The 18459-nt window shown below is 40.1% G+C and carries 16 protein-coding genes and 2 tRNA genes; all 18 read left to right on the forward strand.

Annotation, left to right across the window (positions count from 1 at the left end; translation table 11 throughout):
• Positions 1–116: 116 nt before the first annotated feature.
• The 18 genes from U5907_07725 to U5907_07810 all read left to right on the forward strand — a co-directional run bounded on the left by U5907_07725 (position 117) and on the right by U5907_07810 (position 18457).
• Entirely contained in the window at positions 117–3401 is a 3285-nt protein-coding gene (locus U5907_07725) for a carboxypeptidase regulatory-like domain-containing protein (protein WRQ32465.1), read from the forward strand.
• Positions 3402–3671: 270 nt separating this feature from the next.
• Entirely contained in the window at positions 3672–4055 is a 384-nt protein-coding gene (locus U5907_07730; GenBank protein WRQ32466.1) for a YraN family protein, read from the forward strand.
• Between the two features lie 15 nt (positions 4056–4070).
• Entirely contained in the window at positions 4071–5165 is a 1095-nt protein-coding gene (locus tag U5907_07735; GenBank protein ID WRQ32467.1) for a mannose-1-phosphate guanylyltransferase, read from the forward strand.
• Positions 5166–5173: 8 nt separating this feature from the next.
• On the forward strand, positions 5174–6451 hold the full coding sequence (locus U5907_07740) for an arginine deiminase family protein (protein WRQ32468.1): 1278 nt from the start codon (positions 5174–5176) through the stop codon (positions 6449–6451).
• A 14-nt stretch (positions 6452–6465) separates the two neighbouring features.
• Positions 6466–9558, forward strand: coding sequence for a S41 family peptidase (locus tag U5907_07745; GenBank protein WRQ32469.1), 3093 nt, complete (start codon positions 6466–6468; stop codon positions 9556–9558).
• A gap of 18 nt (positions 9559–9576) precedes the next feature.
• Positions 9577–10602 carry a phenylalanine--tRNA ligase subunit alpha gene (gene pheS, locus U5907_07750; protein WRQ32470.1) on the forward strand — a complete coding sequence of 342 codons (1026 nt, stop codon included), beginning with the start codon at positions 9577–9579 and terminating at the stop codon, positions 10600–10602.
• Positions 10603–10652: 50 nt separating this feature from the next.
• A tRNA-Gly gene (locus U5907_07755) sits at positions 10653–10725 on the forward strand.
• A 59-nt stretch (positions 10726–10784) separates the two neighbouring features.
• A tRNA-Leu gene (locus U5907_07760) sits at positions 10785–10870 on the forward strand.
• A gap of 135 nt (positions 10871–11005) precedes the next feature.
• Positions 11006–11590, forward strand: coding sequence for a MarC family protein (locus U5907_07765; GenBank protein WRQ34092.1), 585 nt, complete (start codon positions 11006–11008; stop codon positions 11588–11590).
• A gap of 11 nt (positions 11591–11601) precedes the next feature.
• Positions 11602–13038: a hypothetical protein gene (locus U5907_07770; GenBank protein ID WRQ32471.1), complete on the forward strand. Its 1437-nt coding sequence runs from the start codon at positions 11602–11604 to the stop codon at positions 13036–13038.
• Between the two features lie 140 nt (positions 13039–13178).
• Positions 13179–13808, forward strand: a complete 630-nt coding sequence (gene rplC, locus U5907_07775; protein WRQ32472.1) for a 50S ribosomal protein L3 — start codon at positions 13179–13181, stop codon at positions 13806–13808.
• Between the two features lie 6 nt (positions 13809–13814).
• Positions 13815–14447 carry a 50S ribosomal protein L4 gene (rplD, locus tag U5907_07780; GenBank protein ID WRQ32473.1) on the forward strand — a complete coding sequence of 211 codons (633 nt, stop codon included), beginning with the start codon at positions 13815–13817 and terminating at the stop codon, positions 14445–14447.
• Positions 14448–14458: 11 nt separating this feature from the next.
• On the forward strand, positions 14459–14749 hold the full coding sequence (gene rplW / locus U5907_07785) for a 50S ribosomal protein L23 (GenBank protein ID WRQ32474.1): 291 nt from the start codon (positions 14459–14461) through the stop codon (positions 14747–14749).
• A gap of 5 nt (positions 14750–14754) precedes the next feature.
• Positions 14755–15579, forward strand: coding sequence for a 50S ribosomal protein L2 (gene rplB, locus U5907_07790; GenBank protein ID WRQ32475.1), 825 nt, complete (start codon positions 14755–14757; stop codon positions 15577–15579).
• A gap of 20 nt (positions 15580–15599) precedes the next feature.
• A complete protein-coding gene (rpsS, locus tag U5907_07795; GenBank protein ID WRQ32476.1) occupies positions 15600–15863 on the forward strand; it encodes a 30S ribosomal protein S19 in 264 nt (87 codons plus the stop codon).
• A gap of 27 nt (positions 15864–15890) precedes the next feature.
• Entirely contained in the window at positions 15891–16316 is a 426-nt protein-coding gene (gene rplV, locus U5907_07800; protein WRQ32477.1) for a 50S ribosomal protein L22, read from the forward strand.
• Between the two features lies 1 nt (position 16317).
• Complete coding sequence (gene rpsC, locus U5907_07805; protein ID WRQ32478.1) at positions 16318–17136, forward strand: 30S ribosomal protein S3; 819 nt, start codon at positions 16318–16320, stop codon at positions 17134–17136.
• A 124-nt stretch (positions 17137–17260) separates the two neighbouring features.
• Positions 17261–18457 (forward strand): serine hydrolase, encoded by a 1197-nt coding sequence (locus U5907_07810; GenBank protein WRQ32479.1) that lies wholly within the window; start codon positions 17261–17263, stop codon positions 18455–18457.
• Positions 18458–18459 lie beyond the last annotated feature (2 nt).

Raw genomic sequence — 18459 nt, forward strand, 5'->3', positions numbered from 1 at the left:
ATTTTTGTTAATAAAAAATGGTTACGATAATGTTAAATATTTCAAAATAATTGTCATTTTTACTTATGATTTACCTATTTTTGCGACACAAAACTTAACAATTTTTATAAATACCTATGAAACAAACACTTAAGAAATTTATCATGGCGGCCATGAGTCTGCTTGTTGCCTTTGCAGCAATTGCACAGGTTACCACTGCGAGCATTTCAGGTTTTGTCAAGGACACGAAAGGCGATCCTGTGATGGGTGCTGTCGTTAAGGCAACACATGCCCCTTCTGGAACTGTCTATTATGTTTCGACACAAAACAACGGACAGTACAATATCCCAGGTATGAAAATCGGTTCTCAATATCAGATTGAAGCTTCTAGTATGGGCTATGCGACTACAAAAATTGCAGATGTCACTCTCTCACTTGGTGATGAGGTGAAATTTGACTTTGAACTGAAGGAAGAGGCGGTTAATCTTGGTGAAATAGTTGTCACAGCGGAGGTAAATCCTGCAATCAATTCAAACAGAACAGGGGCACAGGAAATATTCACTAAAGACAGAATGTCCCGTATCCCTACCATCAACAGGTCTCTCTCAGACTTCACAAAACTGACACCAATGTCAAGTGGAAGTAACTTCGCAGGAACATCGTACCGTTACAATAATGTTACTGTTGACGGAGCATCTTTTAATAACTCATTCGGTTTGGCATCATCTCTTGGTGCTTCAGGAGTTGAGCCTATCTCACTTGAGGCTATTGAGCAGATTCAGGTTATGATAGCTCCATATGATGTCAGAAACGGTGCCTTTACAGGTGGCGGGATTAACTCTGTTACAAAGTCCGGTAATAACATCTGGAACGGATCAGCATATTACTATACAAAGAGCCCTTCAACAAGGGGTTATATACAGAAGGAAGACATAATTGCTGTTACTGACTTTTTCAGTCGTCAATATGGCGCCACACTCAGCGGACCAATTATTAAGAATAAACTCTTCTTCTTTGTGAATGCTGAATTTGACCGTCAGGAGGTTCCTAACAGCTGGAGGCCAAGAGCAAACAAAACAACACCTGTCACAGGCTATTACTCCGCCGCAGATGTTGAGACACTTGATGAGATTGTTTCGTTGCTAAAAGATAATTTCAACTACAATCCAGGCACATACAATGTAACCAGCACTCCAACCGAGGCTGATAAGATTACTGCAAGACTTGACTGGAACATAAACCAGAAGAACAAACTTAGCTTCAAGTATTTTTATCTGAAGTCTTTCAACACAAACAATCCAAGTTCTTCAGGCGCTATGTCTAACGGACGTGGTCCTAACAGCTATGCAATTCCTTTCTCAAGTGCATATTACAGGACAAACAACAACTTCAATATCTTTATCGCTGAGTTGAACACAATCGTTAACTCTAAAATGTCTAACTCTTTAACTGTAGGTTATTCAAGACTCAGAGACTTCAGAGAGATGGACGGCGGCTTCTTCCCTGAGGTAAGTATTGGAGATGGTACAGCTTCTAAAAACTCACTGACAACATTCGGTACGGAGGCTAACTCATACAACAATAAACTTGATAGTGACATTTACCAGATTCAGGATAACTTCATTATTAACCTTAATAAACATCAACTGACATTCGGTACACAGTCCGATTACAGAATGTTTGTCAATGGTTATGCAAACAGTTTTGCAGGCCAATGGCAATTCGCCTCATTGGCTGACTTCAAGACAGACCTTCTTGCATACCAGGCATGGAAGAATGCCGGTTCAAACCCAAACAGCATACCAGGTACCACAGCTCTCTACTACAAACAGACTTACAGTATGACAGATGACGGGAAATTCCCGTATGCTGAGGTTAATGTAATGTCCCTAGGTTTCTATGCTCAGGATAAATGGAGTATTAAGGATAATCTTAAGGTTACATTAGGTCTTCGTATGGATCTTCCTATCTTCATGACTGATCTTCCAAAAAATGATTTGGTTGCAGGACTTACATTCCAGGATGGTCGTAAGATTGATGTATCTAAGTACCCTTCAGCAAAACCAATGATATCACCTAGAGTTGGTTTCAATTGGGATGTATTCTCAGATAAGAAGTTCCAAGTAAGAGGCGGTTCAGGCCTATTCTCAGGGACACCTCCATATGTATGGCTTTCAAATCAGGCAGGAAACAATGGTATTCTTTTCGCATCAACAACATCAAAGAACCACGCTTTTGACGGTGTTACAGAACTTCCTAAACCAACAGGTGCAACTTTACCTAAGGCTAATATAGCGATCACTGATCCTGATTTCAAATATCCTCAGCTTTGGAAGACAAACCTTGCAGTTGACTATAAATTCGGCAATGGATGGGTAGCAACAGCAGAGGTACTTTACAACAAAGATGTTAATGCAATCTACCACAGGGACATCAACCATCCTGACATGGACGATGCAACCAGAGTTACAAAACTCGGAGGCGCAGATCAGAGACCTTATTTCATTGACAAAACTTTGAACGATCAGACATATGATGTTATTCTTATGACTAACTCTTCAAAAGGTTACTCGGTATATTCTACCCTTCAGTTGCAACGCAACTTTACAAATGGACCGCTTGATGGCTTATATCTGAATGCTTCTTATACATTTGGTAAGGCAATGAGCGTAACAGACGGCTCGTCTTCAGTTGCATCTTCATCATACAAATATCGTCCTGCAATCAATCCTGATGCAGAGGAACTTGGTTTCTCAGCCGGTTCATTTCCTCAGAGACTTCTTGTTCAGGGTTCTTACAGGAGAGAATGGGGTCCCAACTTTGCAACATCTATAGGTCTTGTATACCAGATGTATATGCCTTTCAGATATTCTTATACATATAACGGTGACGTAAACAACGACTCTTACTCATATAACGACCTCATGTTCATTCCTGCAACCAAGGATCAGATCAAAATCAAGCCTGCTCCAGGTGATACCCGTACAGCAGATCAGATTTGGGCAGAGATGGATTCTTTCTTTGATCAGGATCCTTATCTTAAGACTCGCAGGGGTAAATATTCGGAACGTAACGGAGGTATGGCTCCTTATGTGCACTCACTTGATTTCAACATTGCTCATGACCTAATCATGAAGCAGGCAAATGGTAAGTCACACACTATCAGGTTCTCGTTCGATGTTTACAACTTCCTTAACCTGCTCAACCACGATTGGGGCGTTCAACAGACAACAGTACTTGGAAACCAGCAATACCAGTACCTGATTATGACAGACAAACCTTCTGCTACAAACAATTACACACCGGCATTCTCAACTGCTTTGGATAGTAATAAGAAGGTAATTACTGACACTTTCAAGGATAACATCTCTTCATCTTCACGTTGGACAATGATGTTTGGTATTAAGTATATGTTTAATTAATAAATATTTAAACAATGCGTTTAGAGGGCGACTAAAAAGAGATTTTTGGTTTCCCTCTTTTATGTACAACATGATTTTTAGAAAATAAAATTATTATCTCGGTTGATTCATTGATTAATTAATCAGCTTACCACAGGTAGTACCTGGGGAATGCAACTTGGTGTTCGTTTAGTGTTCTAAAAAGCAAGTTCAACACTAAAATTTGCGGGGTTCCTGATTTCAGGAATCCCGCTTTTTTTATTGGCTTTAATTTTACTAACTTTGTTTAAGATGTTGAGGGAGATGCATACCTGGAAGTCAAAAGTTAACACAGGAAGGATTGGAGAGAGAGAGGCTGAGGATTTCCTTTTAAGGAAGGGGTTGAGGACTCTGGAAAGAAATTGGCGGTATAGTCACAAGGAGGTGGACTTAATTATGGCCGGAGAGGATGCAATTCACTTTGTTGAGGTCAGATCATTAACAGCTCCATCTCTGATTAAGCCATACGAGAGTCTGGGTTTTAACAAAAAAAGAAACCTGATGGTAGCAGCCTCTGCGTATATGGCATTAAAACATATTAATAAGGAGATTTCTCTGGATGTGGTATCCGTCCAGTTTTTTGATGGAGAAGTTTTTATAGAGTATTTTTGTAATGCATTCACTCCCGGATGGTAAACAAAATAATGGCAAATGAACAAGAATAATTATTGCATTATAATGGCCGGTGGAATCGGCAGCAGGTTCTGGCCTGTAAGCAGGAACTCAAAACCTAAACAATTTCTTGATATTCTGGGCGTAGGAAAGTCTTTTCTGCAGCAAACCTATGAGAGATTTTCTAAAATAATAGACAAGGAAAATATTGTAATTGTAACATCCTCTCTTTATAAGGAGATTGTATTTGAACAATTACCCGGGATAAATCCGGAGAATGTTTTGCTTGAGCCTTACCGTAGAAATACAGCACCATGTATTGCTTATGCGACATATAAACTACTGGATAGAAATCCTGATGCAACTGTAGTTGTTGCCCCCAGTGACCATTTAATAGTTAATGATGATGAGTTTCTTGGAACTATAAAAAATGCAATCGAGTACGCAAGTGGACATAATGTGCTTCTTACACTGGGGATTAATCCATCAAGAGCAGAAACAGCTTATGGCTATATACAGGTAAATAAGTCTTCTAAACTTGATATTGCAGGCAACAGAGCATATCTGGTTAAAACATTTACCGAAAAACCAAGCGAGGAGTTAGCAGAAGTATTTGTTAAATCAGGAGAATTCCTCTGGAATTCGGGTATTTTCGTATGGAATTTACAAACAATTAAAGCTGAATTAGAGGTTCATCAGAAGGGGATATCCTCAATGTTCAGCAAAGGAAAGGGCACATACTATACTCCTGCCGAACAAGAATTTATAAAATCTGTTTACGAAGATTGCACGAGCATATCCATAGATTATGGAATAATGGAGAAAACGGAAAAAGCTATTGTTTATCCTGTTTCATTTGGATGGTCAGACTTGGGAACCTGGGATGCTTTGTATTCTGAGGCAGCAAAGGACAATTTCGGCAACCATATAGTTGGTGATGAGACAATGGTTTCAGATGTAAAGGAGTGTATAGTGGTGACACAAGAGAAGAATAAACTGGTTGTTTTAAAGGGGTTGGATGGGTATATGGTAATTAATACAGATGATGTGCTGCTGATTTGTCCAAGGGATGAGGCAGCTTTTAAAGGTATTTTAACAGATCTCCCTTTAAATGAATTTATGAAATATCAATAATATTAAATATGGCAAGCGCACCGTTAACAATTGAGGTTCAGTCTGAAATAGGTAAATTGGATGCTGTTCTTCTTCACTCTCCCGGAGCTGAGGTTGAGAATATGACACCCAGAAATGCTCAAAGAGCTCTTTACAGCGATATTCTAAATCTTTCAATTGCACAAAAAGAGTACGAGCAGGTTTCCGGGGTGTTGAACAAGGTTGCTAAAACCTATCAGATTAGAGATCTTCTTATTAAGATTCTTGATAATCACGCGGAGAGAGAGGCACTTATTGGCAAGATTTGCGTAACAGAAAATGTTACTGACTATTTTGAATATCTGATGGATATGTCTTCAAAAAATCTTGCTGCTGTTCTTATTGAGGGCCTTCCTGCAAAGATAAACACCCTTACTGCATATCTCAAGGATGATTATTATGCATTGCTGCCATTGTATAACTTCTATTTTACCAGAGATGCCTCTGTCTCTATCGGGAACAGGGCATTAATTTGTAAGATGGCAAGCAAGGTAAGGATGAGGGAATCGCTCATAACAGAAGCTATTTTTAGAAATCCTCAGTTTTTTGATTGTAATTTGCTGAATGCTCACGATTTTCAGCCGGGCAATGATGAAATATTTATGGAGGGGGGAGATATTTTAATAGCAAGAGAAGATATATTAATTATTGGTAACGGAATGAGAACAAGTAGTCTTGGAATTGATCAGCTGATAAACAGATTATGCAGATCAACCAGTCAGGATAAATGGCATGTTATTGTTCAGCAGCTACCGGACTCACCTGAGTCGTTTATCCATCTTGATATGGTTTTTACATTTCTTGATGTAGACAAGGCAATGGTTTTTGAACCTTTAATATTAAATGATAACCAGTATCAAACTGTTCATATGACTATTGAGGGTGGCAGGGTTACAAAGATAAAAACGGTTAATAACATTCTCTCTGTACTTAAAAAATTAGGAATGGAGCTGGAGCCTGTCATTTGCGGTGGAAATGCAGATGAGTGGAATCAGGAGAGAGAGCAGTGGCATAGTGGTGCAAACTTCTTTGCCTTTGCTCCGGGAAAGGTTATGTCATATGCAAGGAATATTCATACGCTTAATGAATTAAGCAAAATGGATTTTGAAATTATCCCTGCCTGGGATATTGTAAATGGGAAAAGGGATTTATCCAAAACGGGACAATGCGTTGTTACGATAGATGGCTCTGAGCTTCCCCGGGGAGGTGGTGGTGCCAGGTGTATGACAATGCCTCTTAGAAGACAATCTGTTAACTGGCCAAAATAATTCAATTAAATTTCATGAAAAAAATATTTCTCCTTGTGCTATCTGCAATTGCAGGAATAGCTGCGAATGCACAAAGTCTTTACTTTGCCTCTCGCCCCTCTCTCTCTCCGGATGGATCTGAAGTTTTCTTTTCCTGGTCTGGTGATATATTTAGAGTTCCTAATCAAGGGGGGTTGGCTTTAAGGATGATATCAATGTCAGGCATTGAAACATCTCCGCTTGTATCTCCTGATGGGAAGAATCTAGCCTTTGCGTCAAACGAAACAGGAAACTATAATGTATATATAGTTCCACTTTCAGGAGGGAGTGTAAAGCAGCTTACTTTCCACGATGGTTCTGACATACCTGTATCCTGGTCTTCAGATTCAAAAAAAATATATTTTGAATCAAACAGATACAACTCTGTTAGTGTATATTCTGTTTTAATAGAGGGAGGAACCCCTGAAAGACTTTTTCAAAACTACTTTAATACAATTTCTGCATTGGTTGAAAATCCTGTATCGGGTGAGTTTTACTTTACAGAGTCTGCAGAGAGTTATAGATTTGCCACCAGAAGAGGTTATAAAGGAGAGCATAATGCAAATATAATCTCATGGAACCCATCAAAAAGCGAATACAGGGAGGTGACAAACTGGATTGGGAAGGATCAGTGGCCTATGGTTGACATAGCAGGAAATTTATACTATGTTTCTGATGAAAGGGGTGGTAATGATAATATTGTAAAGCAAGAGGGTGATAAAAGGGTCTTCCTGACAAATTATAAAGAGTCAGTTCAATATCCATCAATTAGCAGAGATGGTTCAAAAATTGTTTTTTTGAAGGGATATGAGATCAATATTCTGGATGTTAAAAGCGGTTCGGTAAATAAGCCCGTAATTCGTATAGCTGATTCTAAAAAAACTAATGATCAGAACTTTAAGGTTGAGATACCTGAGGATGCAGCAATCTCCCCGGATGGTAAGAAACTGGCATTTGTCTTCAGAGGGTTGCTGTTTGTAAGTGATTCTAAAGGGAATTTTATAAGAAAAATTGAGACATCTGATGAGGAGCGGGTCTCAGAAGTAGTTTGGGCAAAGGATAATAAAAGCCTTTTTTACACAAGGACAAACAAAGGATATTATAATATTTTTAAAAAGAGGGCAGATACACTCTCTGTTGAAAAACCAATTTATTCTGCCAGTGAAGGGGCCAGAAGTCTTACATTATCCCCTAAAGGAGACAAGATAGCTTTTATAAGCGGGAAAAGAAGTATAATGGTTCTGGACACAGAGAAGGAGAGTGTTGAAAAGATCTCAGACCAGGAGTTTTGGGCCTACCAGGGATACAGCATGAATTTTTCATCTGATCAAAAACATCTGGCATTCACAGCAATGAATATGTTTGAGTTGGATATATACATATATTCATTTGAAGATAAAAAGGTACTTAACCTTACAAATTCCGCTGTTTCTGAGAGTGATCCTGTGTTTACCCCGGATGGTAAGTTTATGTATATTACAACAAACAGGTTCTCCTCCTCTTATCCAAGGGGCGCCTCTCCAATGTTATACAGGTTGGAGCTTGAGAAGGTAAAGAGACCGCAGGAGGGAGAGGAGTTTGATAAGTTATTTGGCAAGGGGGGAGCGAAAAAAGATTCATCTGTGGTTGTTAATCAGAATTATATTCAAAGAAGATTTAATCAGGTAGTAAGGGGGGGAGTTCAAAACTCTCCGTTCATATTTACTCTGAAAGATAAAAGCTGGCTTCTCTTTGGTTCCAGCCACGAAGGATCAGGTGCAATTTATATTCAGGAACTAAAGGATTGGGACCAGAAACCGCCAAAAAAACTGGCTGGAGTTACATCTGCCGGAAAATATATAACAAATGGTAAAGATTTGTTTATTATTGGCAGGGATGGCCTGTTTAAAATTGATGCTGCTGCTGCTTCAGCAACCAAGATTGAGATCGCTGCAAATTTTACAAAGAATATTTCGTCTGAGTTCAGGCAGATGTTTTATGAAGTTTGGGCAACTCTGGAAGAGAATTTCTACGATGAAAAATTCCATGGGGTTGACTGGATGGCAAAAAGAGATTATTACTCTGAATTCCTTCCATATGCCGGGACCAGGGACGATGTAAGAACACTTATTAATGATATGTTAAATGAGCTTAACTCATCTCATATGGGCTTTAGTTCAGCTGGAAAGGAGGAGGAGCTTCAGATAAGGAGCGCGTCTGCTGTAACAGGTATAATGTTTAAAGAGGGCGATCCATACATTGTTGACAGGATTATTCCGGGATCTCCATCTGATTACTCAGGTAATCCTGTAAAATCAGGGGACAAACTTGTTGCAGTTAACGGCATAAAGATTGATAAGAAAGTCAACAGAGAGAGTTATTTTGTCTCTCCAACTCCTCAGAAAGAGATAGTTCTCAGGTTTGCCAGAGGCGGCTCATCGGCCTCATTAAAAGAGGAGTATGATATAAGACTCCATACTGTATCTACTGCTGCTTTAAGAAGTCTTCTTTACACAGAGTGGGAGGACAATAACAGAGAGTATGTAGATGAAGCATCTAAAGGGAAGCTTGCATATGTTCATATGAGAGATATGTCTTCCGGCTCACTGGAAAACTTTCTTATAGACATGAATACATATGCTGTTCACAAGGAAGGATTGATTCTTGACCTGAGATTTAACAATGGTGGGAATGTGCATAACGAGGTTATAGAATTTCTCTCTCAGAAAAGACATTTTAACTGGAAGTACAGAGAGGGGGCAATATCTACCCATCCACATGTAACACCAGGTGATAAGCCTATAGTGGTTCTTATTAATGAGAGAAGCCTCAGCGATGCAGAGGTAACTTCAAATGGTATTAAGGAGTTGTCAATTGCTAAACTTGTTGGGACTGAAACCTACAGGTGGATAATATTTACATCTGGAGTAAGGCTTGTAGATGGATCTTCCGTGAGGTTACCTGCCTGGGGTTGTTACACACTGGACGGAAAAAATATGGAGGCTACCGGGGTGAAGCCGGATATAAGTATACGAAATACTTTCAGAGACAGATTGGAGTCAAAAGACCCGCAACTTGAAAGGGCAATAAAAGAATTATTACCTTTGTAGGCTTGAATTGTACAAAAAATGAAAGAGAGAATTGATAAGCTCCTGGCCGAGGTGGAACAACTGGCGGCTAAGAGAGAGCAGGAGATTGAAGAGATAAGAGTTAGACTCCTTGGAAAGAAGGGTTCAATTACACAACTTTTTGAGGAGTTCAGAAATGTTCTTCCTGAACAAAAAAAGGAGCTCGGGCAGGTGTTGAACACTTTAAAGGTTGCTGCCTCCAATAAAATTGATCAGCTGAGACAAATGCTGGATGAAAGTTTAGAAAGCGAGGGGGCAGACTTTGATTTGACTAAACCGGGAGATGCTTTGGATCTTGGATCAAGACATCCTATATCCATTACCAGAAGGGAGATTCTTTCAATTTTCAGTAAATATGGATACGAGGTTGCTGAAGGACCTGAAATTGAAGATGACTGGCATGTTTTCGGAGCCCTTAATTTCCCTCCTGAACACCCTGCAAGAGATATGCAGGATACCTTCTTTATAACGGAAGGGGATAATCCTGTGCTTTTAAGAACACATACCAGCTCGGCACAGGTCAGGGCAATGGAAAAAATGCCTCTTCCAATTAGAATTGTTTGTCCGGGCAGGGTCTTCAGAAATGAGGCTATATCTGCCAGAGCGCACTGTATTTTTCATCAGGTAGAGGGGCTGTACATTGATAAAGATGTTTCGTTTGCGGATCTTAAGCAGGCCGTGTTACTGTTTGCCAGAGAGATGTTCGGAGAGAATGCCCAGATCAGGTTAAGGCCCTCTTATTTTCCGTTTACTGAGCCGAGCGCAGAGGTTGATGTAAGTTGCAATATTTGTGGTGGAAAGGGGTGTAATATTTGTAAGGGTACAGGATGGCTTGAGATTATGGGATGCGGGATGGTAGACCCTAATGTTTTAGAGGCAAATGGAATAGATAGCACTCAATATAGTGGATTTGCATTTGGAATGGGAATTGAGAGAATTGCAATGCTTAAGTGGCAAGTTAAGGACCTCAGGCATTACTTTGAGAATGATTTAAGATTTCTTAAACAGTTTGAGAATGTAGTTTGATAATTTTTTTGGAAGGAGAGAAAAAATTATTACTTTTGCAGTCCCAAAACGCGGAAATAGCTCAGTTGGTAGAGCATAACCTTGCCAAGGTTAGGGTCGCGAGTTCGAGTCTCGTTTTCCGCTCTACATCAAACAAGACCTCTCCGCTATGAGAGGTCTTTTTTGATGGTTCAGACACTATCGCTCAGGTGGTGGAATAGGTAGACACGCAGGACTTAAAATCCTGTGGGCAGTAATGTCCGTACGGGTTCGATTCCCGTCCCGAGCACTAAATTCACCTTGTTTCTAGGGCAAAGGCCCGGAAACAAGGTGTTTTTAGTTATTTTTACCATTCAGATTTGGTTCAATTTAACAACTCTGTTTTTGCAATAAATAAAAAGAAAATTATATATTTACATAAATTATTAATATGAATTTCAGCATAAAAGAGATCTTTAGTGCATTCATTGTTATGTTTGCAGTTATTGATATTTTAGGTTCCGTGCCAATAATAATTGGAATGAAGGAGAAGAAGAAGAGCTTTAGCCCGCTTAATGCAGCTGTAATCTCATTTGCAATTCTTGTTGCATTTCTTTTTGTGGGTCAGGCTATGCTGGGCCTTTTTGGGGTAGATATTTCATCATTTGCAGTTGCTGGTGCTCTGGTGCTTCTTGTTCTTGCAATTGAGATGATATTTGGTATTCAGATTTTCAAAGATGACGGGCCAACAGATTCGGCAACAATTGTCCCTATAGTTTTTCCATTGATTGCTGGAGCAGCATCATTCACCACGCTCTTGTCACTTAGGGCAGAATATGCTGTTGAAAATATTATTATTTCCTTATTTATAAATATCCTTATTGTATATCTGGTGCTTAGTAATCTTGATTTAATATCAAAGAAGATAGGTAAGGGAGGAATTTATGTAATGAGAAAGTTCTTTGGAATAATTCTGCTTGCGATTGCTGTGAAACTAATAGTGTCAAATTTACATACTCTATTATCTTAAAATTATAAATTATGGAACATAGGAGACTTAGGATTTCTTATTCAAGCATTAGTTTTTTGATAATTTTTGTTCTCGTGTTTAACTCCTCTTGTATTAAGTTTCCTAAGCCCATACCAAATCCATATATTCAGGCCAATAGGTATCTTTACCCATTCTCTTCAGAACAAAAAAATATTACCGCATCAATTAGCATTAACCTTAAAAATGATGCCACTGTTAATGAAATTGGAGCAGAAATTCCACCGTTGAAATATAATAAATCGTGGCTTTTTCTACTTTCTCAGGATGATACAAGACACGAATCTTTTTGCGTAACATGGGCTGCTATTCATGGGAAACCAATACCTGTTGATAAGCATTACTATGATGTTGAGCACTTAGAGGCTGAAGATTTTCCTCCCGGTATAATGACTTTGGGAAAAACTCTCGGCAGTACTGATGGGGCGGGAAAAGAAGTAAGGTTCTCTTTCTTGATTACAGTTGAGCCTGAAAAGCACTCTATGAATAGAAAGCCTAGTGTTTTACCTGGCTTCAATGTTAATCAAGATCGTTTCAAAATGAACGAGTGTCTTACATTCAGCAATGTTAAAGAGATGTTAAATACTGGTGTTGGTATAGCTTTTCATGATGTGAAGACAACTGCAGTTGATATCGTAGATAGCGTGAAAAAACATTTAGAGATATCTCAAAAGATTTTACTAGATACCTTAAAAGGCAGGGGATGTAAAACATTAGCAGAACCAGAAGGGAATAAAGTCTATATAGAAGCTGCTAAGATTATCCCGGAAATTCAGGTAATTACCGCGCAGACAGAAGTGGAGGCAATATATCCTTTCCAAAATCCGTCAGCTCTTTACAATATCCCTTTAAGAAGAGAGCCTGTTGTTGAAGAAAATTTCAGAAATTATATTGAGAAAAAGCTCGCACTACCCAAAGAACAAAGGGAGGCAGTTGCTGTTTTTGTCCATCAAACAGGCACTTACTTTGCTAATCATCTTCTTTGGCTTAATAATACCTACGGCAAAGATGGTGATGATTCAATGTGGGCTCCCAGCCTTGAAGAGTATTATGAGTATAATTACTACCGGCTGAACGGCAATGTAAAAGTTATAAAAGATAACAAAACAGTCAAGCTGGAGGTCTTTTTGCCTTCATCCGATTATTTCTATTATCCATCTGTAACAATAAATGTCAAGGGCCTAAAAATGGCGGATATAGAATCCGTCACATCTGGTGATGAGGTTAAAGGGATGTCTTATGCCGACTATAAAGATGGTGTCATGATTAATATTGACTGCAGAAAGTTTTTGATGGAACATGCAACTCATTACGTAGAGAAGTATGAGAAAACCAAAAAGGTTACTGACAGGGCCGATGCTATTTATTTTGTAAAAATGTTAAAAGAGTCATCGGCAAAGAGAGCATTGCTTACCAGAGTGGGATTATAAAAAGAGAGACCCGGATATTGTGCATATCCTGTTGATATCTTACTGAAGACTATTGTATTTTCAAGTTTTTATCGTATATTTGCAGCCCGCAAATTTTATGCGGGTTAGTAATTAATTATAATACACCAAATTAACAACCAATGCCTGGATTAATTGGAAAGAAAATCGGAATGACATCCGTTTTCGGTGCCGATGGAAAAAACATTCCATGCACCGTTATTGAGGCTGGTCCGTGTGTTGTTACGCAAATTCGTACAGAAGAGAAAGATGGTTATGCCGCTGTACAGCTTGCCTATGACGAAAAGAAAGAAAAACACACCAGCGGAGGGCTTAAGGGCCATTTCAAAAAGGCAGACACCACACCTAAAAGAAAAATTGTTGAATTCCCTATGGATTTCACAAGAGATCTTCAGTTAGGTGATACCGTCACCGTTTCAGACGTATTCGTTAAGGATCCTCTGGAGTGGGTAGATGTAGTAGGAATATCTAAGGGTAAGGGATTTCAGGGTGTTGTGAAACGCCATGGATTCGCCGGAGTAGGCGGCGCAACTCACGGTCAGCACAACAGACTTCGTGCTCCGGGATCAATGGGTGCCTCTTCCTGGCCTTCTAGAGTATTTAAAGGTAAGAGACTGGCCGGCCGTATGGGCGGTGACAAGGTAAAAATCGTGAACCTCAAAGTTATTAAGGTTATTCCTGAGAATAATCTTCTTATTGTAAAGGGATCTGTTCCCGGAGCAAAAGGTTCTTATGTAATCGTGGAGGATTAAGCGTCTATGGAATTATCAGTTTACAAAATAGATGGATCTGAGTCAGGCAAGAAGGTGACTCTTGATTCCGGTATCTTTGGCATAGAGCCGAATGATCACGCTATTTACCTTGATGTAAAGCAGTATCTTGCAAATCAGCGTCAGGGTACACACAAAACCAAGGAGAAATGGGAAGTTGCTTACAGTACAAAAAAGATTGTAAGACAGAAAGGCTCTGGCGGCGCCCGTCACGGCAGCATTAAGTCTCCAACATTTGTTGGGGGTGGCAGAGCTTTTGGACCTCAGCCCAGAGACTATAGTTTCAAATTGAATAAGAAACTTAAACAGCTGGCAAGATTCTCCGCACTTTCATATAAAGTGAAAGAGAGTGCTCTTACCATTGTAGAGTCATTCGATCTGGAGGCTCCAAAGACTAAAGAGATGATTAAAATTGTTAAGAACCTTAAGGTAAATGACAGAAAAATTCTCTTTGTGCTTCCTGAAAACTCTGAGAATATTTATATGTCTTCACGAAACCTGCAAAATGTAAAGGTTATCACTGTAAACGAAATCAGCACTTATGACCTGGTTAATTCAACCAGTGTAGTGTTTGTTGATGGCGTTCAGGATATTCTGCAGGCACAGTACGGACGCAAATAAGCCGCATTGAAATGGGAATATTAATTAAGCCTATAGTAACAGAAAAAATGACGATTCAAGGCGAAAAGTTGAATCGTTACGCATTTGAGGTTGACCGCGAAGCAAATAAGATTGAGATCAAAGCTGCGGTTGAGGAGATGTATGGTGTAAAGGTATTGGATGTAAATACCGTTAATTACCACGGAAAAAAGAAAAGCCGCTTTACAAAGGCGGGATTATTGTCTGGTCGCGCAAACCACTTTAAAAAGGCATATGTGACCCTGGCAGGTGAAGATAAGATTGATTTCTACAGTAACATTTAATTTCTATGGCAATACGCAAATTCAAACCGGCTACACCCGGTACAAGACATAAGGCTATAAGCGCATTTGACGAGATTACCTGTTCTACTCCTGAGAAATCACTCCTTCAGCCACTGCGTAAAAGCGGTGGTCGTAACGGACAGGGCAAAATGACAATGCGCTATATTGGTGGTGGTCACAAAAGGATGTATCGTGTTATCGACTTCCTTCGTGATAAGGACAATTTTACAGCCACTGTAAAGACTATTGAATATGATCCAAACAGAAGTGCAAGGATTGCACTTGTTGTTTACGGAGACGGAGAAAAACGCTATATTTTAGCTCCTAACGGAATTAAAGTTGGTCAGGTGATTTCATCGGGTCCCGGAGTAGCTCCGGAGCTTGGTAACACTCTAATTCTCTCAGAAATTCCACTTGGTACACTTGTTCATAACATAGAACTTCGTCCCGGTCAGGGTGCCGCAATGGCAAGAAGTGCAGGAGCATACGCTCAGCTGCTGGCTCGCGAAGGTGACCACGCAATCCTTAAGCTCCCTTCAGGAGAGACAAGGATGGTTCTCACCGCTTGTCGCGCTACTGTTGGAACAGTGTCCAATCCAGATCATAATCTGGAATCGGATGGTAAAGCCGGCCGTAAGCGCTGGATGGGTCGCAGACCACGAACCCGTGGTGTTGTGATGAATCCGGTAGATCACCCTATGGGTGGTGGTGAAGGCAGGGCATCCGGAGGACACCCTCGTTCAAGAAAAGGTATTCCAGCAAAGGGCTACAAGACACGTAATCCTAAGAAGACTACCAAAAAATTCATTATTGAAAGAAGGAAAAAATAACGGAATAAACTGAATAGAGTATGAGTCGTTCATTAAAAAAAGGTCCTTACATTCAAGCCGTTCTCGAGAAGAGAGTATTGGCAATGAATGAAGCAGGCAAAAAAGAGGTTATCAAGACCTGGTCAAGAGCCAGCATGATTTCACCCGACTTTGTGGGCCACACCATTGCAGTTCATAACGGAAATAAGTTTATTCCGGTATATGTTACAGAGAATATGGTAGGACACAAGCTCGGCGAGTTCGCACCCACCAGAACCTTTAAGGGGCACTCTGGTAATCGCTAATTAATTAATGTGTAAAAAACCACAATAATGGGAGCTAGAAAAAGAGAAGCAGCCGAAAGGCATAAAGAAATAAGGAAGCAGACAGCTTTTGCCAAGCTGAATGATGTTCCTACCTCACCAAGGAAGATGCGCCTCGTGGCAGACATCATCAGAGGTGTAGAGGTAAACCGCGCCTTGGATATACTTAAGTATACCAAGAAGGAGGCATCAATTCGTTTAGAGAAACTTCTTCGTTCTGCAATTGCAAACTGGGAGGCTAAAAACGAAGCAGACCGCAAGGAACTGGAAAATGGAAACATTTGCGTTCAATCTATTATGGTTGGGCAAGGTCGTTCTCTTAAAAGAATCAGAACTGCACCTCAGGGTCGTGCAGCAAGGATTCGTAAGCGTTCAAACCATGTTACCATTGTACTTGGAAAGAAGAAAAGTAAAACCGTAAAAGAGGAGCAATAAGATGGGACAAAAAACAAATCCTATATCAAACCGACTTGGTATTATCCGTGGCTGGGACTCTAACTGGTACGGTGGAACTGACTACGCAGGTAAAATTCTGGAAGATGCTAAGATACGCGAGTATCTTAACGCTCGTCTTGCTAAAGCTTCACTATCAAGAATAGTTATTGAGAGAACTCTTAAGCTAATTACTGTTACTATTCATACTGCCCGTCCCGGTATTATTATCGGAAAAGGTGGACAGGAGGTTGACAAGCTAAAAGAGGAGCTAAAGAAGATCTCCAATAAGGAGGTTCAGATAAATATTTACGAAGTAAAGAGACCTGAACTGGATGCAAATATAGTAGCAAATAATATTGCACGCCAGGTTGAGGGTCGTGTCTCATATCGCCGTGCTATTAAGATGGCAATGGCTTCAACAATGAGGATGGGCGCAGAGGGCATCAAAGTCCTTATCAGTGGCCGTCTTGGTGGAGCTGAAATGGCAAGAAGAGAGCTATACAAAGAGGGAAGAACTCCACTTCATACTTTCCGTGCAGATATAGACTATGCTCATGCAGAGGCACATACCAAGGTAGGTGTTCTGGGAGTAAAAGTTTGGATATGTAATGGTGAAGTATACGGAAAGAGAGATCTTTCTCCTAATGTTGGAATGGCAGCTAATGCTGCATCATCTCAAGGTGGTGGTCACCAAGGTGGCAGAGGCGGTGATCGTCGCGGTGGCGGAGATCGCAGAGGTGGCAGAGGTGGTGACAGAAGCAGAGGCAGATCAAATAACTCTCGCGGACAGCGTCCACAAAGAGACTCCAATGAGGGTTAGTATTTCTGATAGTTAACAAACAATTTTAAAATTGAGTAATGATTGTTCATTACTCAATTTTTTTTGGTGCTATTAATTACACTACTTTTTTGTACTTTTGCTTAATATATAACCCCAGCACTCTATGAAAAATTTACCTCTAATCTTCGTTTTATCCCTTTTTGCAATTACAGCATATGCACAGCCTCTGAAAAGAGTTACCCCTTCTGAGGCGGGTATGGATCCGATAAGGTTGTCACAAGTCGACAGAATAATTGAAGAGTCAATTAATAATGGTGAAATACCCGGTGCAGTTCTGGCTGTAGTAAGAAATGGGAAGATGGCCTATCTAAAAGCGTATGGTAATAAATCTGTTTATCCTGTTCAGGAGAAGATGACTGTGAATACTATTTTTGATTTGGCGTCAGTGAGTAAGCCTGTAGGTACAGCTATAGCTTTTATGCAGCTTGTAGAACAAGGCCGGGTAAGATTAACTGACAATGTTTCAATGTTTATACCTGGTTTCAAGCCATGGACAGATACCATAACCGGAAGAAAAATTGAGATAAGGGTAGTGGATCTGCTTACACACACCTCCGGACTTCCTCCTTACGCTCCGGTAGCCACTATTGTTGAGCAAAGCGGAGCCCCAAATCCAACAGCATTGATGAGCTGGATTTCAAACTGTAAAAGAGACTTTAAGCCTACTTCTGATTTTCAGTACAGCTGCCTGAACTTTGTAACGCTTCAGAATATTCTTCAGAATATTACAGGAATGAAGTTGATGGATTACTCTAAGAAGAATGTTTTTGATGTGCTTGGTATGAAGAATACTACTTATAATCCATCAGGCGAGCTTCTTAAACTGGTTGCTCCAACAGAAAAACAAAAAGACGGGTCAGTTCTTTTAGGAAGGGTACATGATCCTATCGCAAATATTCTTAACGATGGAAACTCAGGAAACGCAGGAGTTTTCTCAAATGCAGAGGATCTCGCAATTCTGGCAGCAGCGCTTATGAATGGTGGAGAGTATAACGGAAAGAGAGTATTAGGTAAGCTAACATTAGAGACTATGACAAGAGTGCCGGCTCAGGTAATTAGTGAAGGGCGATCCCTGGGCTGGGATAATTACTCCTCATATGCATCAAATAACGGAAATCTGTTCCATCCTGAAAGAACATTCGGCCATACAGGATATACAGGCACTTCATTCATTGTAGACCCTGTTTCAAAAACAGCTGTAATACTTCTTGCACACAGAGTACACCCGGTTGATAAAGGGAGTGTTGTAAGACTCAGGGCGCTTGTTGCAAATGCAGTGGCCGGTTCAGTTATTAAATAATA

It is taken from the genome of Bacteroidales bacterium MB20-C3-3 (genome assembly GCA_035609245.1).
Classification (GTDB): domain Bacteria; phylum Bacteroidota; class Bacteroidia; order Bacteroidales; family UBA932; genus Bact-08.